Origin of the sequence: Allomuricauda sp. XS_ASV26, assembly GCF_041224615.1 — a bacterium.
GTDB lineage: Bacteria > Bacteroidota > Bacteroidia > Flavobacteriales > Flavobacteriaceae > Flagellimonas > Flagellimonas alginolytica.
Map to the genome: position 1 here is coordinate 221,023 of NZ_JBGFGK010000027.1, position 22,990 is coordinate 244,012.

Sequence of the window (22,990 nt, forward strand, 5' to 3'; positions counted from 1 at the left end):
TAGCGATCAGCTAATTCAAATAATTTAACAATGAGAACAAAACTTAATGGATTGTTAACGCTATTATTGGCGTTTGTTGTGCATATATCCTATGCGCAGGACAAGACGATTACAGGTACGGTTACGGATGGCGATGGCCTCCCGCTGCCTGGGGTCAACATTGTCGTTGAAGGGACCTCCACGGGTACCCAAACGGATTTTGATGGGAACTATGCCATCAGCGCAAGTGAAGGCCAAACACTTCTCTTTACCTACATTGGCCAGAGACCCGCAACCAGAACTGTTGGCGCATCCAGCGTAATAAACGTTCAGATGGAGGCGGATACTCAAGCGCTCGAGGAAGTTATTGTTACCGCACAAGGTATCAAGAAAGAAAAGCAGGCTCTAGGTTATGCGGTTTCCGAAGTAGGAAACGAGCAATTGGAGCAGCGTGCCGAGGGTGATGTCGGACGTATTCTGACAGGTAAGGCCTCCGGGGTAAACATTACTTCCCAAAGTGGTCTTTCAGGATCTGGTACAAGTATTATTATTCGTGGTTTAAGCACATTTAGTGGAAGTAACCAGCCATTGTTCATTGTTGATGGTGTACCTTTCGATAGCGGAACCAACGAACAAGGAGATTTCGTGGATGGTAACAATGGTTCCAGCCGTTTCTTGGATTTGGACCCGAACAACATTGAAAGTGTAAACGTACTTAAAGGTCTTGCTGCAGCAACATTATATGGTACGGCAGGGCGTAATGGGGTAATCTTGATTACCACTAAAAACGGTGCTGCTGGAACTGCGGCCAAGAAAAATGAGATTACCGTTTCCAGCTCTATTTTCTTCAACGAGATTGCTTCGTTGCCGGATTACCAAGATCAGTACGGTAACGGATTCGACCAAAACTTTGGATGGTTCTTTAGTAACTGGGGACCAAGTTTTGATAGAGGCGGAATCGCTGGATGGGGAGCTCAACCCTCAATTGATGACAATGGAACATTGGCTCACCCTTATTCAACTTCTACATCTGCAATCCAAGCAGCCTTTCCAGAATTTCAAGGCGCTCGTTACGATTGGAAACCTTATGATAGCGTTGAAAAATTCTTTAGAACCGGAGTAGTTCAAACTAACTCTGTTAACGTTCGAGGAGCTTCTACCGACGGAAAAGTATCCTACAACGCTAACTTTGGACATCTGGACGATCAAGGTTTTACCCCTGGAAACCAGCTTAAAAGACATACGATAGGTTTGGGAGGTAGAGCAGAATTATCCAACAAGTTCACAGTTTCCGGAACATTGAACTATGCCAAAACGGATTTTGAGACACCTCCTGTTGCTGCAAGTACAGGTAACAGTGTATTCGGTACAGGTTCTTCCATATTCGCAAATTTGTTCTACACTCCCCGAAGTGTAGATATCCAAGGATTGCCTTTCGAGAACCCAATTGATGGTTCCAGCGTTTACTATCGTCAAAATAATAGTATACAACACCCATTGTGGACTGTTAAGAACTCCAAAAACCAACAGGTTACCAACCGTGTTTTTGGTAATGCAGCCTTGTCCTATAACATAAACGACAATTTGAATCTTACTTATAGATTCGGTTTGGACAACTATAGCGAGAACAACACCAACTACCAGAACAAAGGTGGTGTAGGTGGTAGTGTTGCCACTCAAAGTGGTGTGTTGGACACATGGAACAACACCAATACCATCCACGACCACAACCTTATACTTACAGGTCAATATGAGCTATCCGAAAAAGTAGGATTTAGCTTCAACACCGGTGCGACTACCAGAAGAGAGGTTTTTGACCAGAACGGTGTAGGCAGTACAGGTCAGCAGGTATTTGGCGTTCTTAGACACTTCAACTTTGCACTTCAAGATGAGATTCAGTTCTTCCAAGAGAGGAATATTGCAGGCGCATATGGCCAGTTGGATTTCGATTATGACAGAATGGTGTACTTAACCTTGGCAGGAAGGAACGATTGGGTATCCAACCTAGCAAGAGAAAATCGTTCTATATTCTATCCATCCGCGAGTCTTTCTGTGATCCCTACCAAAATATTCCCAGGGTTACAAACACCAGGAGGAGTTAATTACCTTAAACTTAGAGCTGGTTACGGAACTTCGGCAAACTTCCCGACAGGATATCCAGTGGCGTCCACGCTAAACCTGAACACCCAGTCATTCCAAGATGGATCTGGTGTTGATGTAGTGGGCAACACAAGTGCAAATCTTTTGGGTAACCCAAATTTGAAGCCCGAGCTTTTATCTGAGATCGAAGTAGGTATGGAATCAAGGTTCTTTAACAGTCGTTTAACGCTAGATGTATCTTACTACAGTAGAACAACCGAAGATTTGATCATCGATAGACCACTTGATCCATCTACAGGTTATACTTCCACACAAACAAACATTGGTGAGATCAAATCCGATGGTTGGGAAATTGACTTGGGAGCGGATATCTTCCGTAACGATGGCGATGGGTTCAACTGGAACATCAATGCCAACTGGACAACTTACGACTCCGAAGTTACCGACCTTGGTCTTGATACCGATATTGTTGTATATGCCGGGTTCAGTAACCTGGGTAATGCAGCCATCGTAGGAGAACAATTAGGTGTAATCGTTGGTAGTAGAATCGGCAGGACCGAAAGCGGAGAGTATTTGGTAAATTCTGCTGGTGATTATGTAGTTGAGGAAGGTACTTTTGTAATTGGCAATCCAAACCCGGACTGGCAATTTAACGTGGCAAACACATTGAGATTTAAAAATTTCTCTTTGAATTTCTTGGTAAACTACACCCACGGCGGGGACATATACAGTCGTACTGTTTCGACCCTTTTGGGTAGAGGTCTGACCACGGATACAGAAGATCGTTTGAACACGTACATCCTTCCGGGTGTATTAGCGGACGGCACTCCTAACACCAGACAGATCAACAACTCAACGTTCTACTTCAACAACGTTCTATTTGGACCGGATGAATTAGGTATTTACGATGCTTCGACCATCAGACTTCAGGAGTTGGGATTAACTTATGCCCTACCAAGTAAATTTTTGGACAAAACTCCTTTCGGAAGCTTGAGCTTCACGGTATCAGGACAGAACCTATGGTATAAAGCCATCAACATGCCCGATGGAACAAACTTTGATCCAAACGTTGCGGGTGTAGGTGTTGGTAACGGTGCTGGTTTTGATTACCTAAATGGACCTAGTTCTAGAAGATACGGTTTGAGCGTTAAAGCATCATTTTAATTAGAAAAAAATTGAATCATGAAAAAAATAACAAAATACTTTGGTTTTGCTCTAATGACCGCCACATTGCTCTTCTCGTGTGAGACAGTAGAATTGGACATTAGTGAAAACCCTAATGAACTCACCCCGAGTCAGGCGAATCCGGATTTCTATTTGAACGCCCTTCAAGAAACTTTTGCTCGTGTAGTGGAGGAACTTGGCGAGAATGGTGCAGAGGTGACAAGAATAGAGAATATGAATGGTAGAAATTACCAGAACAACTATTCTCCATCATCTTTCGATACAGCTTGGGAAAGAGCGTATCAAGAGGTAATAAAGAACATTCGCGACATGAATGTTCTGGCCGAAGAAGCTGAATTGACCTACCATATTGGAATGGGCCAATTCATAGAGGCTTACACGATTACCCTTTTGGTGGATTATTTTGGAGATGTACCTTATACAGAGGCCATCGCAGCTCCAGAGATCCTTAATCCACAAGTTGATGGCGGAGCAGATATTTATGCAGCTGCATTGGCCTTGGTAGACCAAGCAATTTCTAGCTTCAATGCGACACCATCTGCATTGCCTCAATACGATTTCTTTTATGACGGGGATGCCAGCCAATGGATCAAGGCCTGTAACACTTTAAAATTAAGGTTACACCTAAATCTAGGCAACACAGCTGCATTCAACTCAATAATCAGTAGTGGAAATTACATTCAAAGTACAGAAGATGACCTACAATTCCAGTGGGGCGCCAACCAGGTACAACCAGATACAAGGCATCCAAACTATTCGCAAAACTACTCCAACGAAGGTGGTGGCGACTATGCTTCCATTTGGTTGATGGATATGATGGATACCACAGGTGACCCTAGGATCAGATATTACTTCTATCGTCAGAGCGAAACTGTACCTGGTGCTCCAGGTGTAGCCCCTAACGAAGAAACCTTGGCATGTTCTCTTACAAGTGCTCCTGCACATTATGTAAATGGAGGATACCCATACTGTTCTTTGCCTAATGGCTACTGGGGAAGAAATCACGGTAACGATGAAGGTATTCCACCAGATGGTCTTTTAAGGACTTCTCCTGGTGTTTACCCACAAGCAGGTAAGTATGATGACAGTTCGTTCTCCGAAATTTCATTAGTTACAGGTGGACAAGGGGCAGGTGTTACACCAATGCTTTTGGCCTCTACGGTTGACTTTTGGAGAGCTGAGTTGGCCATGGCAACAAGCCCAGAGGCAGCAAGACCATTTATGATTTCCGGTATCGAAAAATCTATCGCCAAGGTTCAATCCTTTGGTAGCTTAGACCCAGATGCCGACCTTTCTGTTGGCCCAACCGCACTCGAGATCAACGACTTTGTTTTGAACAGAGGAGCGGCTTTCGATGAAGCAGAGGGAACCGACAAGTGGAACGTATTGGCGGAACAATTCTTTACTGCATTAAAAGGAAACGGCCATGATGCCTATAACTTTTACAGAAGAACAGGATTCCCTGATAACCTTGAGCCAAACATAGAGCCAGATCCAGGAGCATTCATCCGATCTTTCTTCTACCCTGCAAATGCTGCTAGTAACAATCAGTTTATAGTACAGAAATCAGGTGTTGCGAGCCAAGTATTCTGGGATACAAACCCTGCATCTCCAGCATTTCCACCTGCTAACTAAAAAAAATAACGATGAAAAAAATCAGTTTATATCTAATTTGTATTTCCCTACTCGCGCTCAATTTCTCTTGTGATACCGACGAAAAAGTAGTGGATCAGGTTTTGGAAACCTACACCTCCGGAGCCGTATTAAGAACCCTGGAAACAGTTCCAGATGACGAAGATGAAGCGTTTGATATGTTCAGGACGGAAAACTCTTTTTCTGTTACGGTTGAAGAACAAGACGAAACCGAAGGCGAACTTATCGACCGTGTTGACCTTACCGTTGACTATGTGGACAACAATAAGGACGACAACGATGTCAGTGTATCCGGTGTTGCCTATAGCACTATTCCGGCATCTGCTTTTACAGTAGGTGACAGAGGATTGCCAAGCACCAGCTTTTCATTCACCATGGAAGAGGCTTTGACCACTTTGAACATTCCATTGACCGAAGTTCTACCTGGAGATAGAATCATTATGAATCTTGAACTATTCTTCACCGATGGTAGGTCTTTTAAAGCCAGTGATGCAGCCGTTACGGTAACAGGAGGCTCGTTCTTTAGCTCACCTTTCTTGTATTCCCTATTGATCGATGATGGTATTGCTTTCGATTATGAAGTAACCACAAGCGACGAAATAGATCTATCCGAAGGTGGAGTAATCGAGGATTATGAAGCATCTATAAGTATTAAAGACGGAACCGAAGAAGTTAGTTTATTGGAAACATTGAACATTTACAGGACTTTCAGGGACTTGACCATTGGTGACGACAATGTGAATCTTTCAGAAGAAGAGGAGCTTTTTGAAACTTACACCATTGCAGACCTCGATTTAGCAGATAGTGTTAGAACTCTGGACATTTCTTATACCATCGAAGAACTTTTAGGTGAAGACTTGGAACTATCCGACCTTTCTGTTGGAGACGACTTTAAATTAAGGTATGAAATAATTACAATGGATGGCAGAATTGTTACCACCGATGAGAATGATACCGAGTACTTCTTCAGTATATCGACTTCTGAGTGCGTTCAGTTGAATGCCGACGCCCCTTATCCAGGAGAATATACAATTAACATGAAAGACGATTGGGGTGATGGCTGGAACGGTGGCTTCCTGACCGTCACTTTGGACGGCGAGGAAGTTCCAGGGTCTCCCTTCAGGGTCGAAACAGGCACTGATGCATCCGGAACATTTACAGTTCCAGATGGTGCTACATCCTTAACTCTAGTTTATACAAGTGGTGAATATGATAGTGAAAATACCTTCGAAATCATCGATCCAAATGGAAAACGAGCCGCCAGTGAAGGACCATTTGAAAATAGTCTAGAAATTTACACCCTAGAAATTGAACTAAAAGTTTGTGAATAATTTTTTTTGAATATAGTTCCTAATTACTTCAAAGGTCACCCTTACAGGTGGCCTTTGTTCCTTTAATACCTTTCCCCTACTAATTTAAGATTACTTCAACCCAATAAACCCTTTAAAAACGAAAAGCACATAATTACACAATCATAAATCATTATATGGGAAAACTATTAATAAAAATAAGTTATAATCCCAAATTATCTTATTTTAGAATTCCACATAAATCAAAGAACGAACTGATATCGAATGACATACTAAACCCTAATTAATGAAATATTCAATTTTTACCGTATTTATCGCATTAACTTTTAACGGATTTGCACAACTGTCCTCCGCTCCCACCACTGAACAGGGAATGTTCGACGCAGCAAGAGGAGGAAGTCCCCAATTGAACCTGGTAATGATGGAGCTAAGAAACAAGAAAAGTTCCTTTAATGAAAACTCCAATATTTTGGGCTCTCCGTACTACACCAAAAACTTTGTCCGAAGCAAAGTTTTTTATGATGGTGAATTTACAGGCGAATTTATGGTTCGCTACAATGCGTTCAACAACGAGTTCGAAATAAAGGAAAGTGCCCAAGAGGACAAACCGTTAAAATCTTTTTTACCCGACAAAAAAATAGAAGTGCTCTATGGTAGCAAAATGATGAAGTTCTCCACCTTTATCAACAGGAAAAAAGAAACTAAAAACGGCTACTTGGCAACCATTTGGGAAGGTGAAAAATACAAGCTCTACCACAAACTATCCGTAAAGTTCACCGAAGGAAGATCAGCCGTAAATTCCATGGTACAAAGTACACCGAGCAGATTTACCCATTTTTCAGAATATTATTTTCAAAAGAAAGGGGTAAACCGAATCGATGAGGTCGATACCCGAAAAGGAAAATTTTTGAAACTATTTACACCGGATCAAAGAAAAACAATAAACGAAATCTTAAAAACCGAAAAAACCGATTTAAACGACGAGAACGACTTAAAACTGTTTTTTCAAAAAATAGACGCCTTATGAAACCTATAGCACTTATTCTTTTTTTAAGCACAACCTGTCTTGCTTTTGGGCAGGTTTTGGACACTAACGATGCATCGGTTCGTGCCGCACTTGGCAACCCGCAAGTAGAAGGAAGCCCATTGGCCAATTATTTTCAGAGAAGAACTCCTGCAATGGACCAGCTAATGCGGGATGTAAAAAACAATGGTACAACACAGTCTTTCTATATAGGCGCCCAAGAAGGTTCCGCTTACGAAAACGAAAAATTCACCAATGGAAAAGTTTACAGTAAAGACGAACTTTTGGACAACGTTTATTTTAGGTACAATGCCTTTTCCGATGAATTGGAAGTAAAAAAGACCCAGTTGGAAGAAGAAGACTATCAGGCACTTATAAAAAGTAACGATATCTATATCATCTCCAATAGCGGCAAAAAGTATATCTACAACCAATTCTTCGATAAAAAAGGAGAGGTACAAAATGGCTATCTTATTCTTTTATCTGCCGGAGAAAAGGCATCTTTGTACAAACAATACGATGTTAAGTTTTTTGAAGGCAAAGAAGCTGAAAATTCCATGGTAAACCCTATACCCAGTAGATTTACACCATTTATTGGATATTATGTGCAAATGGAAGGATCGGATAAAATTGTAAAACTACCCACTAAAAAGAACAAACTTTTTAAGTTTTTAGAGGATAACATTGCAGGATTTGATGCAAAAAGCTTCAGAAAAAAAGACATCGATTTAGATACGGACCAAGGTCTTTTGATACTTTTTAACAATCTTTATTAAATCTGATCGATCACTATTGAAATCTGACCACACCATTTACGGCATACGGGCGATCCAAGAAGCGATTCATTCCGGAACCCCAATAAACAAAGTTTATCTACAAAAAGGATTACAGGGTGATCTTTTTACACAATTGGAGGAGGACATAAGAAGAAGCAAAATAAGTCATTCTTATGTCCCTCTTCAAAAATTGGACAAATTGGCACATGGCAATCACCAGGGAGCCGTGGCCAAAATTTCCCAAATAGCATTCCAAGATTTTGAATCTGTTGCAGAAGCCGTAATGGCAACCGAAAAATTACCGCTCTTCCTATTATTGGATCAAGTAACCGATGTACGCAATTTTGGAGCAATAATCCGTACTGCAGAATGTACCGGTGTTCATGCGATCATAGTACCTACCTCCGGGTCCGCCCCTCTGAACGAGAATGCGATTAAAACATCTGCCGGGGCAGCTTTTAACATTCCCATTGCCAAAGTAGATCACTTAAAGGACGCTATTTTTTACCTACAGTCCTCGGGGGTTGTTGTCACCGGAGCCACGGAAAAAGCTGAACATGAGATCTATAGTTTGGATTTTAACCAACCTACGGCCATAATTATGGGCTCAGAGGAAAAAGGTATCTCCCCTTCCACTCTCAACATATTGGACCATAGGGCAAAACTACCTTTAATGGGCAAAATTGGCTCGCTAAATGTGTCTGTTGCCTGTGGCGTTTTCCTTTACGAAGTAGTAAGGCAGCGAAATACGTAAGCATCAATCCTTATCGGACTCTTTGTAGTGGTATTTGATTTCCACTTTTTGGACAGGTTCATCTTCCTCAGATGATGCTATAAAATTGCCGTTTTCATCAAAATGTTGTAGAAATGGGTCGTCCTTCTCGTTGTAATCGTCCTTTTCCCAATCGTACTTTCGAACTTCGGGAACAGGTACTTTGGTAAAAAAGGCAAAGAGCAAACCAGTTACAAAACCTGCCAAGTGCCCTTCCCACGAAATACCATCCTTTACCGGGAAAATATACCAGATCATACTGCCATAGATAAAAACAACCACTAAAGAAAGTGCAACCAAACGATAATTTTTGGCCAAAATGCCCTTAAAAAAGATAAAACTGGCCAATAAATAAATCACCCCGCTTGCACCAATATGGTACGATGGTCTAGCAATCGCCCACGTGATAATACCCGAGACAAGCGTCCCCAAAAGCAATACCCGTAGTGCGGCACTATTATAAAAATAAAACAAGAAAGCCGTTAAGACCGCCAACGGGATGGTATTGTTGTACAAATGCGTAATGGACCCATGGATAAAAGGACTGAACACTACACCCTTTAACCCGGATAGCCTACGGGGGTATACCCCATACTCGTTAAGGTTGATGCCAAATTTGACCTCGACCCAAAAAACCACCCAAATGGCCAGAACGGCAAACAAGGGTACAAAAACCACCGAATTTGAAAATTTAAATGTATCCGCACTCATATTACCACAAAATCAAACATCCCGCCACAATCCTAAAATTATACAAATTGTCAGGCATACCATAAAATCCATTGATGAAAGACCATCAAAAATATTTTATTTTTACGCCATGAACGAACCTTTGGCAGAACGCATACGTCCTAAAACGTTAGAAGATTATATAAGTCAACAGCATTTGGTGGGCAAGCAAGGAGCATTGACCAACCAGATAAAAAACGGCGTTATTCCTTCTTTGATTTTTTGGGGACCTCCCGGAACGGGAAAAACCACCTTGGCCAATATTATTGCAACAGAAAGCCAAAGGCCATTTTACACATTGAGCGCTATCAGTAGCGGTGTTAAGGATGTTAGGGAAGTTATAGACAAAGCCAAACAGAGCGGTGGACTTTTTACGTCCAAAAATCCGATTCTTTTTATTGATGAAATCCATCGGTTTAGCAAATCGCAACAAGATTCGTTGCTTGGAGCGGTTGAAAAAGGCTGGGTCACTTTGATTGGTGCGACCACGGAAAACCCAAGCTTTGAAGTAATTCCTGCACTTTTATCACGGTGCCAGGTTTACGTATTGAACCCATTTGGCAAGGACGACCTTATCGCCTTGTTGGAACGTGCCATAAAAACTGATGCTCAACTTGCCAAAAAAGAAATAATCCTAAAGGAAACCGAAGCCCTCCTACGATTGTCGGGAGGTGATGGCAGAAAATTGCTGAACATTTTTGAATTGATCATAAATTCCGAAGCCAGCGACAAAATAGTCATCACCAACGAATTAGTGCAAAACAAAGTGCAAAAAAACACCGTGCTTTACGACAAGACCGGTGAACAGCATTACGATATAATTTCGGCCTTTATTAAAAGTATTCGTGGGAGCGACCCAAATGCCGCCGTATATTGGTTGGCCCGAATGATCGAAGGTGGGGAGGACGTTAAATTTATTGCCCGTAGAATGGTAATACTAGCATCGGAGGATATAGGAAACGCCAATCCGACCGCCTTGGTACTTGCCAATACCACGTTCCAGTCCGTTACAACCATTGGTTACCCAGAAGCGAGACTTATTTTAGGACAATGTGCGGTTTACTTGGCAAGTTCGGCCAAAAGTAATGCCAGCTATATGGCCATCAACGAAGCACAACAAACGGTTCGCAAAACCGGTGACCTATCCGTGCCCATGGCCATTCGCAATGCCCCGACCAAATTAATGAAAGACCTTGGCTATGGCAAGGGTTATGACTATGCCCATAACCACGAAAACAACTTTGTGGATTTTGAATTTCTACCAGACGAAATAAAAGGCACTACCTTTTATAAGCCTGGCAATAATCCCAGGGAAAATGCCATGAAGGATTTTTTAAAGAAAAGGTGGAAGAACAAGTATGATTATTAAAACTTGATGTTCAATTCTTTTTGGATTTTCTCCCCATTATCCGAATACTCCAATATCCATTTATCATTTTTCTTAAAAACCAATGCGTTGTTTCCGTTATAACTGGTCATAAAAACATTGTCCATGGATGTTTCTTCCAGTTTTAGCACCACTTTAGGACTACTGTCCACTAGCTGATACCCATTTCCTATGGCCTGTGCATACAAAACACTAGATGGGTCCGGAAGTTCTGTTTTCTCCACTACTGCCCTGGTGATATTACTTGGCTTTGGCTCTATGGCCTTATAAACTTGCTCATCCATTGTGGATTTTTGCTCAACTACATACTTTGCCGGCTCTTCTTCCACGGTTTTAACATCGTCCTTAAAACTTATGGTTACCGGAGCTTCGTCCTGCACCTTCACTTTTGTTTTTGGAACATAGCTATAATTCATCCCAGAAAAGGAAACGAAGGCTTTTTGGATAGCATCCTTGTAGGATTCATTGAATTCTTTGATTCTACTCTTGCCCTCCATAGATCGGAATACTTCAACATTATTGCAATCTTTTAAGGTAATATTCAATTTTGTTGCAAACAAGGAAGAGCTATCTTCGATATCGGCCACCAGACCTAAACATCTTTCATTTGCCAAGTCCGGAGGCAGAGCGTCATCATATACGGCATCGAACCCGTTTTGCTCAAAATAATATTTGACCAACGTACTGGTCTGGTACTTGTTTACTGTTTTGTAGGCTTCAAATTTCTTGGGAACAATAATATATTTATAATTGTTCAGTTGAGCATTTACAGCTCCGCTCACCCCCATTGCAAATAGCAATATGTACAATACTTTTGTTTTCATATAGATGGTATACTCAATTATCGTTCCAAGATATAATATTAAATCCGAACTGTAAAGAAGCATAGTGACTGTCGGCCAAATTGGAATAACTGAGTAGATTGTCCGCCAAGACATAAAAATTTACCGGCCCCATTTGAAGACTAGTGCCCAGTCCAACATTTGTATAGGAATATTTGTCCATCGTATATGTTGCTTTTAAGGTAATCGCCCTTCCGAGCCTTCTCTGGTAAAAACCCGTTAACGCCGGTTGAATACCTTTAGGTCTTTTGATCATGAACAATTGTCCACCCAAGCTGTTCCTGTAATAATCCCGATTTATTCCTCCTCCGGGATTTACGGCACACCCACAATTATCGGACAGTGGGTTTCCCCCTTCTCCAAAATCGTAACGGATAGATCCGTACAGTTTTACAGGCCTCCATGAAATATATGCTTCCTGGTTTTCCCCATGTGGCAATGCTTCGTCTATCTCATCGATCAGGTCTTGCCATAAATCATTGTCCAGATTGTTTATATCATCCGGAAGAATGACCGAAATGCCATCGGTAACGGTACTTCCGCTAAAGGTATAGTTCCAAACATCTTTGGCGTTATAAATAAATCCTAAATCCAATATGCTGCCAGTGATGGTCGTCTGTTGATTTAGTTGGTGACTGAACCCAAAATCCAGTCCGAGACCAAGATTGCCCCCCAATAAAACACGTTTAGAAAACAACCGCTCCACATCTTTTCTTGTTGTTCCAGAATCTTCGTCCACAATATCATAAAACCCTTTTACACCGGCCGTTTGAAGCTGCATGTCTGCATTAATGGCACTTTCAAAAATATTGTTGGTTCCTTGAGTGGTTACAAACGACCCTGAGTTTTTTATGGATTGAAACTGAAAAATACTCGAATAGAGCTTGCCCCTGATTCCCATGGTAAGATCGGGGTTCACTTTTCTGTTGATACCAAAATGAAAAACATTGACCATTTCTCCTCGAACATTTAAATCACCCAGATCAAAATTTCGGCCAATATTGTTGCCTCCATTGCCTTCAAAGGCCAATATAGCTAGATCTTTGGGCCAATAAGAGATAACATCCATTTCCCCGTACATTCCAAAGGAATAATAATCGTCCGGCCTGTTTTTTCCTCGAAAACCAATGGTAAACCCCTCTATCTGGCTTGTTGAACCAAAATCGTCCCTATTGCCCATTACATCAAGCAATCGCTCTTGGACCTTTGTAGTGAAATCAACACCGTCATTGGCAAAAAGATCGTTTACGGTTACCCCACTGCTAGCTCCCTGAACCGATATGCCCGATATTACCGGAACTCCTACATGCCATTTATGCGAGGTCTTTACCCCTGGGTTTATCATTAAAGATTGGGGAATCTCATAAAAGTCGTACAACAACTGCTTGTTTTGGGCAAAAGTAGTTGCACAACAAAAAACAACGGCCAAAACAATCTTGCATACCATTCTCATAGCAGCTCAAATTCAAATTCCGCCCCAGAACGTAAAATAACCTTTGGATTCTCGTTGGAAGATACACTGGTACTATCACTTAAATTATTACCGGATATCCGTAAACCCGAAGTATTGATAAGAATATCCAAACTTTTGCCTCCGGGCCCGTAATACACATCTCTGGTTATTATATCTGTTGTATTGGCCGGGACGTTAAAAACTTCTGTGTCCAAAACCTGACCATCTTCACTTAAAAAATCGATGGTAACCCGTAGTTGTTTGCTTGTTGTATTTTCCAATTCGTAAAGAATTGTCCCTTCCAACAAACGTTCCGAGACGTACTCTTCATTAAAAGCATCAAAATTTACTTCCTGAAAATAAAACGAATTAAAAGGACCTGCTTGATTTATAGAAGCTTCGTCCGATTCCAGATAAAAAATGCCTGTGGACAAGGTCGGGGTAAGACTTAAATCCTCGATCTGATCAAAGTTTTGTTCTTCGGTACAAGAAACCAAGGTGAACTGGAAAGCAAACAGCGTTACCAAAGCAAGTAAATAGCGTAATTTTTTCATAGCCAAAAAATGGGCATGCCACTTTTTAGATAACTCTATAATATGCTTTTTATTTCAATAAGATCGTTAATCATTCTACATTCACCGTGATTTGGATCATTATGAAAATTGTAGTGAAGCACTTGCATCCCCATGGCCTTTGCCCCCAAAATATCGGCTTCCAAGCTATCCCCAACCATAAGTGAATTTTCTGGTCTTACCTCGGCCAGGTCCAAAGCCAACTTAAAAATATGCGGATTCGGTTTTTTAACCCCTGCCATCTCCGAATCTATTACTTTCTCAAAAAAATGGTGTATGCTGCTCCCTTTCAACTTTTTGTTCTGCACTTCCTGAAACCCATTGGTAATAATGTGCAATCTGTATTTTGGAAATAAATATTCCAGAACGGGCAGCGTATTGGGCAATAGATGGGTAAACGATGACAAATGCGCAATATAATCGTGGGCCAGTGCATTGATCATATCATCGGAAATGGATATGTTCAGAACATCAAAAGTTTTTTTCAACCGTTGGTATCGCAACTCCGATTTACTTATATCATTTTTACGATACAAGGCCCACATTTGTAGGTTGATGGGGGCATAAATTTCCAAAAACCCATTTAAATCCACTTCTACTTTATGATGGTCAAGAATTTTGGCAAATGTAAGGGCCGAATTCCTCTCAAAATCCCATAGTGTGTGATCTAGATCAAAAAAAATATCGGTTACTTTATGTTCAAACATAATAGCGCTTTAACATGGCTTGATACAGTTCCATCCAATCCCATTGTTGTTTTCCGCCCAGTAGTTCGTTGGAAAACACAAGCACAAATTCTCCCTTGACCTGTTTTACCATTCGGTACAAATTGTCCATTTTTTCAAACACCTCTTCCTTTTTCTTGAACTTGAGCAAAGCATAATCGTGCATGGCGAAGGGGTGTATTTTAATGGGCTGCCTCACCTCGGTGTTTATATCGTAAAAATAAAAAGGGGTGCAAGTGCCCGCCCTAAAACCTATTTCGTGTGTATAGCCCATAGAAAAATCGTCTGTAAATTCTGTTTCTACCAAGTTACGGTATGTGGCCGGAACGTTGACTTTGTTATAGCGGAGCCTGGCATAGTTGATGGGCCTATTGATCAAATTGCCCAACTGCTTCTTTTCTTCTTTAAGCACATTCTTGTCCAACGAGGATACAAAAGAGGTACTAAGGGAGACTGCACTATAATCCGCTACGGATTTTATTAGGTAACGGAACTTGTTATTGTTTGTGGATATGTTCTTATCGTGGGCCGAATGCTTGGCGAATTGAAAAAAGAACATGGTCTCGATCGGAAACCTTTTGTGTATCTCCACCAGTTCCAAAAATTTATCGTAAGGATCTTTTTTGATGCCCAATACAACGGAAATACGCTCCCAAACATTTCTGAACTTGAAATTGCCCAAATCCAATAAGAGCCCTCCAATGGTTCTTGATGGCCCTCTAAGGGCGTAGGCATGGGAGGTGGTAACATTAATGATCGATGTAAACCGATACCCATTTTCCTTATTTTCCAATTCGGGAAAACGCTCTTTCAAAGCTTTGAACAGCTTATATGCCCATAGATCTACCACTGGCAGTTCTAAAAAATTGTTTTGATAAGCAATACTTTCCTTTACAGGAAATCTGCCCACACTATCCTTTACATGAGGCAAATACTCTTCATACCTACTCAATAGAAAAAAACTTGCGGAAAAAATATCGAAAGGTACCGTGCTTTTATCTCCCGCCGAGAAAAAACAAGGTATGTCGTCCCAATCGGCGACCTTTATATCCAGATCATTAATGCCCTGTTCGAACAAAAGGTCGTTGCTTCGAATAAAAAACTCATTTTGCAACGGTTGTTTGGAATAGGTCATCTTGGGGCCGTTATGCTTTATAAAGTCTTCCACCTTTGTGGTAAAACCTATCTCCACTCCCAAGATCCTTTCAAAAATCTGTTTGGCAGTATACGTTAATCGGTTGGTTACCTTATGGGTAAATATCAATAACATGGGCTATAATATTCCTTTGTCCGCAAAACTAAGATAGTCTTGTCTGGCCAATATCAAATGATCTAATATTTTAATGTCCAGAGATTCCGAAGCTATCTTCAACTTGTCGGTAAGTTGTTTGTCTGCCTCACTCGGCCTTAACGTACCCGATGGATGGTTGTGTGCCAAAATCAATCCGACGGCACCCAGTTCCAAAGCTAGTTTGAGCACCAACCTAACATCCACCAAAGTTCCGGTTATCCCTCCCTTGCTCAACTGGCATTTATGGAGCACCTTATTCGAATTATTCAGGTACACTATCCAAAACTCCTCGTGCGGCAACTCGCCGATCCAAGGGTAGAGCAGCTCGTATGCATCGTAACTACTTTTAATTTTTGTAATCTTGGCGGTATCTTCCGTTCTCCTTCGTCGACCTACTTCCAAAGCCGCGGCAATGGAAACCGCCTTGGCTTCCCCAATACCTTTAAATCGCATTAATTGGTTTACGGAGAGCTTCCCAAGTTCGTTAAGGTTATGGTCGACCGAAGCCAATATCCGTTTGGCCAGCTCCACGGCGCTTTCCTCCCTACTGCCCGATCCGATTAAAATAGCGATCAATTCTGCATCGGACAATACTGAGCTTCCTTTTTGCACCAATTTTTCTCTGGGTCGATCATCGTCCGCCCAATTTTTAATGGAAAAAGAAGCTGGTTTATCTTGCATGGCCTAAAGATAGAAGAATAATTTTATGTGATTTTTAAATTAAACATCTCAAGATAAAGCTGTTCCACCGATCAAATCAAAATTTGGTCTGATTAGGTCAAATGCCTTTACTTAAGCAGTTCGGTCCCCTCTTTTCCCAAAATCCTTATAGATTGATGGATAACTCCCTAACATCACCAAGGCGATTATAGGTATATATATTGAACAGTAGCTCCTCATATTCCAATTCTTCCGAAGAATCGAACAAGGATATGAAGAAAATGCTATTGGAATGCAAGCTTGATAGATTTAAGTTTTGCGAGGTGGCATAGGTCAAAAAATCATCGGGAAATTCAAAAGATTCAAACGGTAATACAAAAGTTTCTTCCGGCTCATTTGTAAAGGACCACTTAAGTCCTGCGTTGGGATCGTGCGTTGTTAGAATGGAAAGGGTAAACGTATCGAATTCGCCGGCCAGCGAAAGAGTTGTTCCATTCCGTTGAGCGCTCCAATTCGGTATTTCGGTTATATTTTTTAAGCCCAAGGTGGAAGATTCATATCGTTTAGAGTTATTAAGCTGCATGGTAACCGTGTTCCTTACCACACCAAATTCCGAAATAACCGGTACCTCTATTTTATTGGTAAGATTATCGGAGAACTTAGTATCATAAATGTAGTGGTACGCATTGTTGGAATAAGCTTCAGCATCCTGAAATCCGACCACGCTCAAAGCATATGAGGTCACTGAGCTCGGAATACTAATATTTTCAATGCTTTGAGGTGTTTTAAATTCGGAATAAGAGAGTGACGAACTCGACGGGTCTTCCATAAATACATATTGATAATCCCCAACATTAATCTGATCATTGCTAAGGAATGAAAAATTGGAAGTATAGATAAATGCTTTATCAATGGTTTGTTTTTGCGACCTGAATGGCAATTGTGCAGTAAACCCTTCGGATTCCTCCACAATGTTTACAGCTTTTGCACTATGATCTTTTCCGATGGTCCAAAGTGAATTTGCCAGTTTACTTGTTGGAACACCCGATACCCCAATAGTAACAGGAGTGCCATATGGTCCGCCATTATAGGTGTGCTCTGTAAGTACTCCTCCGGTAACTTGAAAATCAATCAAATTTGTACCTGGTTCTATGTTCGCAATGGAATTTATCGTCGCTTTTCTTGTAGACTGTGGTTCCAAAATATAAGAAGTCACCACTATTGGCTGTGGGGCGAAGCTATCATCTGCATAAAGTTTTACGTTCTCGACTTTCCGTTCAGTTTCAATAAACGCAAGTAGCTCACCTTCTAAAGAATTGACCGAAAATAGCACTTGCTGGCTATCGGCCACCAAGGGTGCCGCTATACTTACCAGAAGTTTTCTCAGCTCAAAAGTTTCACTTTGTTCAACGCTGTTGTCTTCTCCATCCCGGGAAACCAAAGTAAGGGTATTCTCCCCGGAAGGGTAATCAAAGGGGTCCACATCAAAAGAAAAAGATTTTTGATCGCTCATGTATATTTCTTGTCCATTGATCAAAACCTTAGTAGAAACTACATCGGACTTGTCCTCAACGGTGACATTAAAAGTGGTTGTGACTTCGACAGTGGCCACCAAATTGGAAATAGTGACAGTTGGCGGTGTTGTATCCAACTCTTCATTGGTTTCGTCCGGTGGTAAGGTCCCGGGGGTTTCATTTTCTTCAGAATCACAGCCAAACACCAAAAACAATATCATCAGCAATGGTAAAATCCCTTTTCTTATTGATGTACAGGGATTTATTTGTTTCCCCAAGGGGATAATTTGGCCTGCCTTATTTTCTTGAAAAAAGTAGGTCTGTTTTATATGCATGGCCTAAAGATAGAAGAATAATTTTATGTACCTTAGGCATAAAGAATTCAAAAATGAAATCGCTTTTTAGTCCCGAGGCCCACAAAGAAATATTGGAACGTATCGATAACCTATCGAATTCTTCCGAAAGGCAATGGGGCAAAATGGAAGTGGGTCAGATGCTGAACCACTGTCAATACCCACTAAAAATTTCGTTAAAAAGATACAATCCCAATAACCGACCCAACATAATGCTGAAACTTATGGGGAAGTTTTTCAAAAAAAGCCTGTACAACGATAAACCATGGAGACAAAACCTTCCAACGGCCAAAGGTTTAAAAGTAACCGAGTCCAAAGATTTTGGCAAGGAAAAAGATAAATTGATAGGGTTGATCAATGATTTCCATCAAGAAAAAGATAAGAAAGAATGGGATCCACATCCGGTTTTTGGCTCGTTTACCCCAGAGCAATGGGGACAAATGCAATATAAACATCTGGACCATCATTTGCGACAATTTGGGGTTTGAGAATCTTATCCAAAAGTTGCCATGGCCTCGTAAAACTCGACCTCATCAATACCCATTTGTTGACATATCCACTTGGCCCCTGCCATACATCTTAGTTTTTCCTGTCCAGAAATTTTCAAGGGCATTTCACCATCCGGGGTATCCACAAACACTTCACCATCCATTACTTGGTATGCCGGGGTTGAATATGGAAATTTTCGGATAGGGTTTTCAGATGCTTCGACCCGCTTTTTAACCTCGACATCCTCCTCATTATAGGTAATGCTACCACCTTTTACAACACTGTCCACAAACTTAGCGTACGTCTCGGCATTGTTATCAAAATCTGGTTGCACCGAAGTTTCATCATAATAAATATCGCTCAATAAAGCTATGTTCGGGCGAATGGATTGGAGTTGGTAACCTCCTTCCACGATTACACTTCCACCATCGATGATCACAAAATCGTTCTCGTCTGTCAAACGAATTTCAGTGGGTTTGGACAAGACATAGTCAACCTCAATTTCGTTGTAGACGCAAGCATGAAAAACCATGGCAGCAACCGTTGCACTGTTATTGGTCCCCGCTATAACCACCCTAGTTTTAAGTTTGGTCTGCTCGAACAAAAATTGGGAACAGGTCAGTATATTTAAATTGAGTTCCTTTGCCTTGAGCAACTCTGGATTATCAGGTTTTACATTAGGACCGAATACCACTGCGTCCAACCGATCATGGATTTTATCGGTAAACCAACCTGCTTTCTGGGCAATCTGACCCCGCTCTTTTACACCCGATGCGAGGGAATCGTTGAATGTTTCTTCACTGCCGGTTACAATTGCCCCTTTTTTGTACAAGGCCACGGCCAAATTCAACATGTTTATTTCGCCCAAACCAATAAAATGTACCTGCATCACTTCAAATTAGAGCTCAAAAATAGCCAATGCTAGCAGCATTACAAACCATATGGCTTTATATAAATCTTTATCTTGTGACCAAAACAGAGAACAATGAACCTTTCGGATATAGAACCTAAAGAAATTATGCCTGGTTACCACGGTAAATTAGTGCACGGAGAGCGGATGAGCTGGGTGTTTTGGGATGTGGAACAAGATGCGGAAGTACCCGAACACCAGCACGACCACGAACAGATTATGCACGTAGTGGAAGGTACTTTCGAATTCACCCTGAATGGAGAAAAAGGAGTGTACAAGCCCGGTGATGTTGTAGTAATTCCATCCAACATTCCCCATAGCGGAAAAGCCTTGACACCATGTAAATTGATGGATATTTTTAGTCCTGTAAGAGAAGAGTACCGATAATCATGAATATATCATTAAAGGGAAAAAAAGCCCTAATTGGAGGCAGCAGCAAAGGGATCGGCGAAGCCATAGCAAAACAACTTGCAGCTAGTGGCGCCAGTGTGACCCTTATGGCACGTAGCGCAGGGCGGATGCAGGAGCTCATTATGGAAATGGACAGCTCCCAAGGGCAACAGCACCAATTCCTTTCGGTGGATTTTACAGATTTTGAGGCCTACAAGGTAAAAATATCAGCCTTCTTCGAGACCAATACCGTGGATATCCTGGTCAACAATACACAAGGACCCGAAGGCGGAGGTGCATTGGAAAAGAAAGTGGATGATTATCAGAACGCGTTCGACTTGCTGTTCAAATCGGTGGTATTCACCACGGAACTTGCCCTAAAGCATATGCAGGAGCAACAATGGGGGCGGATCATCAATATAGCATCCATATCGGTAAAGGAGCCCTTGAACTATTTGGCACTTTCCAACACGATACGGGCCGCAGTGGTTACCTGGGCCAAAAGTTTGGCGTACGATGTAGCCAAAGATGGCATTACCGTGAACAGTACGCTAACAGGTTATTTTGATACTGACCGAATTGCCCAGCTGAACTCTAAAAAAGCAGAAAAATTGGGTGTTTCCCCAAATGAAGTGCGCTCCAACATGGAAGAGCAAGTACCTGTAAAACGGATTGGCGACCCAAAGGAATATGGCTATTTGGTTGCCTTCTTGGCATCGGAACAGGCGGCTTTTATTACGGGAACCAATATCCCAATTGATGGCGGACTGCTAAAATCGTTGTAAATTAAAGACTCATTTTATCCTTGAAAATATAAGATTGCCTGCGGGAAACTTCCACCTCTTCCCCATTTTTCATGGTAAGTTTTAACTTCCCGTTGAACCATGGCACTACATTTTCAATATAGTTGGTGTTGACAATCTGTTGGCGATTGGCTCTAAAAAAAGAATCTTGGGGCAATTTTTCCTCAACCTGGTTCAAGGATTTATATAGTAATGGTTTTTTATCCTCAAAATGCACCCTGGTATAGTTCCCAACAATTTCGAATAGGGTAATATCCCCTATTTTAACCAACCAACAGGCTTCCCCATCTTTAATAAAAATTTGACTGGTCTCTGTCAAAACCTTAACGTTGGAAGCAATCTCCTCCTTGGTCACCATTTTTTCACGTACCTTTTCCAAGGCCATATCGAAACGCTTACTGCTAACAGGTTTCAGTAAGTAGTCCAACGCATTGTATTCAAAGGATTTTATAGCATACTCGTCATAAGCCGTGGTAAAAACAGTAATAGGAACCTCATCCAACATTTCCAATAGATCAAAACCATCTTTCTCTGGCATGTTAATGTCCAAAAACAACAAATCCGGCGACTCGGATTCTATCAGCGCCACCCCATCGTCCACATTTTCCGCTTCACCTACTAGCTCTAGATCATCGTGGAGTTTTAAAAGCTCCTTTAGCTCGTTCCTAGCCAATCTGGAATCTTCTACGATTACCGCCTTTATCTTCATGCCAATGGTATTTTAATTTCTGCCACTACTTCATCGGATATTTCCTCTAATTTAAAGGAAGCTTTATCGGCGTACAACAATTTAAGGCGCTGTTCTATGTTCTTCAACCCCAATTTGGTGGAGCCCTTGGAAAAGTTGAGTTTCCCGGTATTCCGAACAATAATGAACAAGTCGCCGTCCTTTTTATAAATGGACAAGAGCACCCGCCCTCCATTTTTTAGATTGGAAATGCCATGCTTTACCGCATTTTCTATCAACAATTGAATGACCATCGGAGGGATTCTAAGATCGAACGTATCTTCCTCAATTTGTTTTACATACTCCAAACGATCTTCGAACTGAATCTTGGATAGATCGATATAATTGTCCACTACCTCCAGTTCTTCGTGTACCGGGATGTCGTTTACATTGTTTTTGGTCAAGGAGTAGCGGATAATTTCAGAAAGTTTAGTGAGCATCTCCCTGGATTTTTCCACATCTTCCAACATAAGCCCACGGATATTGTTGAGGCTATTGAACATAAAATGTGGATTTATCTGACCTTTTAGCGTATTTAATTGAGCTTGCTTTAAAGTAGTGTTGAGCTCCAACCGTTCAATGCGGTTTTGGTTCACCTTTAAAAGCAATTTGATCACCAAATAGGTAATCGTCCATGCCCCGACCAAAAAGAGCGAATTCAACACTTGGACCATTACTTTATCATAGCCTTCGAACATATGGATTTCCGACTCCGTGAGCTCCGGCCCAAATTCCACATATATATACCCAAAAAGGACATTAAGGAGTCCAAATATTGCAGAGGCCACCAATGTGGACAAAATAATTTTAATGACTTCTTTGCCTCCAAAGGAATCAAAATGAACGTTCCTTTTAAGGTACCAGCGCAAAATAGCGGTTGAAAACACACCTATAAAAGTTCCAACAACAATCGAAAACACGACCATCTCGAAACTAATTTTTTGGGGAATCAATGCTCCAATAGAGTTAATAAAAACCCATCCTAACAATTGAAGCGTCCAAAACGCAATATTCCTTTTCTTTGAACTTAATTCCATTCGCTAGGGCATCTACTGCCCAAATTTACATTAAACTTACTCGGCACAGACTCTACTACGATTTTTGCGCCGCTTTCCTTTTAAAAAGACTGCAACAGGATTTTCTCTGTGGCAAAAATGCAATCCACATCATGGCGGAGCCAGAATAGAAGAATGGAAAATACATTGCATGTTCCCAGGAATTGAACTTTCCATAGATTCCTATCAACACCCCAAGGATACCCATGGCAAATACTATTTTTTGTTGTGTGCTCAGTTTTTTCATATTGATGAGTTTTTACCCCGATTAAACGGATTATAAAATTATGC

22 protein-coding genes are annotated in these 22,990 nt (G+C 41.3%); 10 read left to right on the plus strand and 12 right to left on the minus strand.

Annotated features, from left to right (window positions below; translation table 11 throughout):
• Positions 1 to 30 precede the first annotated feature (30 nt).
• The 6 genes from AB9K32_RS02700 to rlmB all read left to right on the plus strand — a co-directional run bounded on the left by AB9K32_RS02700 (position 31) and on the right by rlmB (position 8,781).
• A complete protein-coding gene (locus tag AB9K32_RS02700; RefSeq protein WP_369884266.1) occupies positions 31 to 3,243 on the plus strand; it encodes a SusC/RagA family TonB-linked outer membrane protein in 3,213 nt (1,070 codons plus the stop codon).
• 18 nt (positions 3,244 to 3,261) lie between these two features.
• Complete coding sequence (locus AB9K32_RS02705) at positions 3,262 to 4,899, plus strand: SusD/RagB family nutrient-binding outer membrane lipoprotein (protein ID WP_224837419.1); 1,638 nt, start codon at positions 3,262 to 3,264, stop codon at positions 4,897 to 4,899.
• Between the two features lie 11 nt (positions 4,900 to 4,910).
• Positions 4,911 to 6,248, plus strand: coding sequence for a hypothetical protein (locus AB9K32_RS02710; RefSeq protein ID WP_252080532.1), 1,338 nt, complete (start codon positions 4,911 to 4,913; stop codon positions 6,246 to 6,248).
• 265 nt (positions 6,249 to 6,513) lie between these two features.
• A complete protein-coding gene (locus AB9K32_RS02715) occupies positions 6,514 to 7,254 on the plus strand; it encodes a hypothetical protein (RefSeq protein ID WP_252080533.1) in 741 nt (246 codons plus the stop codon).
• Positions 7,251 to 8,027 carry a hypothetical protein gene (locus AB9K32_RS02720; RefSeq protein WP_369884267.1) on the plus strand — a complete coding sequence of 259 codons (777 nt, stop codon included), beginning with the start codon at positions 7,251 to 7,253 and terminating at the stop codon, positions 8,025 to 8,027. Before AB9K32_RS02715 ends, AB9K32_RS02720 begins: the two co-directional genes overlap by 4 nt.
• 16 nt (positions 8,028 to 8,043) lie before the next feature.
• Positions 8,044 to 8,781 carry a 23S rRNA (guanosine(2251)-2'-O)-methyltransferase RlmB gene (rlmB, locus tag AB9K32_RS02725; RefSeq protein WP_224837414.1) on the plus strand — a complete coding sequence of 246 codons (738 nt, stop codon included), beginning with the start codon at positions 8,044 to 8,046 and terminating at the stop codon, positions 8,779 to 8,781.
• A 3-nt stretch (positions 8,782 to 8,784) separates the two neighbouring features.
• Here rlmB and AB9K32_RS02730 read toward each other — a convergent pair whose 3' ends face one another.
• Positions 8,785 to 9,510 (minus strand): rhomboid family intramembrane serine protease, encoded by a 726-nt coding sequence (locus AB9K32_RS02730; protein WP_224837413.1) that lies wholly within the window; start codon positions 9,508 to 9,510, stop codon positions 8,785 to 8,787.
• 109 nt (positions 9,511 to 9,619) lie between these two features.
• Between AB9K32_RS02730 and AB9K32_RS02735 the strand changes: the two genes are divergently transcribed.
• Positions 9,620 to 10,897 (plus strand): replication-associated recombination protein A, encoded by a 1,278-nt coding sequence (locus AB9K32_RS02735; protein WP_224837412.1) that lies wholly within the window; start codon positions 9,620 to 9,622, stop codon positions 10,895 to 10,897.
• On the opposite strand, the gene AB9K32_RS02740 is transcribed toward AB9K32_RS02735, so the two are convergent.
• The 7 genes from AB9K32_RS02740 to AB9K32_RS02770 form a co-directional block, all read right to left on the minus strand.
• A complete protein-coding gene (locus tag AB9K32_RS02740) occupies positions 10,894 to 11,739 on the minus strand; it encodes a hypothetical protein (RefSeq protein ID WP_224837411.1) in 846 nt (281 codons plus the stop codon). The genes AB9K32_RS02735 and AB9K32_RS02740 overlap by 4 nt on opposite strands.
• Before the next feature lie 13 nt (positions 11,740 to 11,752).
• On the minus strand, positions 11,753 to 13,210 hold the full coding sequence (locus AB9K32_RS02745; protein ID WP_224837410.1) for a DUF5723 family protein: 1,458 nt from the start codon (positions 13,208 to 13,210) through the stop codon (positions 11,753 to 11,755).
• On the minus strand, positions 13,207 to 13,764 hold the full coding sequence (locus tag AB9K32_RS02750) for a hypothetical protein (RefSeq protein WP_224837409.1): 558 nt from the start codon (positions 13,762 to 13,764) through the stop codon (positions 13,207 to 13,209). Before AB9K32_RS02750 ends, AB9K32_RS02745 begins: the two co-directional genes overlap by 4 nt.
• A 35-nt stretch (positions 13,765 to 13,799) precedes the next feature.
• A complete protein-coding gene (locus tag AB9K32_RS02755) occupies positions 13,800 to 14,489 on the minus strand; it encodes a YjjG family noncanonical pyrimidine nucleotidase (RefSeq protein ID WP_224837408.1) in 690 nt (229 codons plus the stop codon).
• Positions 14,482 to 15,777 carry a polysaccharide deacetylase family protein gene (locus AB9K32_RS02760; protein WP_369884268.1) on the minus strand — a complete coding sequence of 432 codons (1,296 nt, stop codon included), beginning with the start codon at positions 15,775 to 15,777 and terminating at the stop codon, positions 14,482 to 14,484. Before AB9K32_RS02760 ends, AB9K32_RS02755 begins: the two co-directional genes overlap by 8 nt.
• A 3-nt stretch (positions 15,778 to 15,780) precedes the next feature.
• Entirely contained in the window at positions 15,781 to 16,479 is a 699-nt protein-coding gene (gene radC / locus AB9K32_RS02765) for a DNA repair protein RadC (protein WP_369884269.1), read from the minus strand.
• Between the two features lie 145 nt (positions 16,480 to 16,624).
• The gene (locus AB9K32_RS02770) at positions 16,625 to 18,193 is read right to left on the minus strand and encodes a hypothetical protein (RefSeq protein ID WP_369884270.1); all 1,569 of its coding nucleotides are present in this window, start codon (positions 18,191 to 18,193) and stop codon (positions 16,625 to 16,627) included.
• Positions 18,194 to 18,360: 167 nt separating this feature from the next.
• Between AB9K32_RS02770 and AB9K32_RS02775 the strand changes: the two genes are divergently transcribed.
• Complete coding sequence (locus AB9K32_RS02775) at positions 18,361 to 18,813, plus strand: DUF1569 domain-containing protein (RefSeq protein WP_369884271.1); 453 nt, start codon at positions 18,361 to 18,363, stop codon at positions 18,811 to 18,813.
• 5 nt (positions 18,814 to 18,818) lie between these two features.
• Here AB9K32_RS02775 and AB9K32_RS02780 read toward each other — a convergent pair whose 3' ends face one another.
• Positions 18,819 to 19,703 (minus strand): Mur ligase domain-containing protein, encoded by an 885-nt coding sequence (locus AB9K32_RS02780; protein WP_369884272.1) that lies wholly within the window; start codon positions 19,701 to 19,703, stop codon positions 18,819 to 18,821.
• 96 nt (positions 19,704 to 19,799) lie between these two features.
• Here AB9K32_RS02780 and AB9K32_RS02785 point away from each other — a divergent pair, with 96 nt between their 5' ends.
• Together AB9K32_RS02785 and AB9K32_RS02790 are read left to right on the plus strand one after the other, a co-directional pair.
• Positions 19,800 to 20,111, plus strand: coding sequence for a cupin domain-containing protein (locus AB9K32_RS02785; RefSeq protein ID WP_224837402.1), 312 nt, complete (start codon positions 19,800 to 19,802; stop codon positions 20,109 to 20,111).
• Positions 20,112 to 20,113: 2 nt separating this feature from the next.
• Entirely contained in the window at positions 20,114 to 20,899 is a 786-nt protein-coding gene (locus AB9K32_RS02790) for an SDR family oxidoreductase (RefSeq protein ID WP_369884273.1), read from the plus strand.
• Position 20,900: 1 nt separating this feature from the next.
• On the opposite strand, the gene AB9K32_RS02795 is transcribed toward AB9K32_RS02790, so the two are convergent.
• The 3 genes from AB9K32_RS02795 to AB9K32_RS02805 all read right to left on the minus strand — a co-directional run bounded on the left by AB9K32_RS02795 (position 20,901) and on the right by AB9K32_RS02805 (position 22,946).
• On the minus strand, positions 20,901 to 21,626 hold the full coding sequence (locus AB9K32_RS02795) for a LytR/AlgR family response regulator transcription factor (RefSeq protein WP_369884274.1): 726 nt from the start codon (positions 21,624 to 21,626) through the stop codon (positions 20,901 to 20,903).
• Positions 21,623 to 22,570: a sensor histidine kinase gene (locus AB9K32_RS02800; RefSeq protein ID WP_252080542.1), complete on the minus strand. Its 948-nt coding sequence runs from the start codon at positions 22,568 to 22,570 to the stop codon at positions 21,623 to 21,625. Before AB9K32_RS02800 ends, AB9K32_RS02795 begins: the two co-directional genes overlap by 4 nt.
• Before the next feature lie 166 nt (positions 22,571 to 22,736).
• Positions 22,737 to 22,946: a hypothetical protein gene (locus AB9K32_RS02805; RefSeq protein WP_224837398.1), complete on the minus strand. Its 210-nt coding sequence runs from the start codon at positions 22,944 to 22,946 to the stop codon at positions 22,737 to 22,739.
• Positions 22,947 to 22,990: the final 44 nt, after the last annotated feature.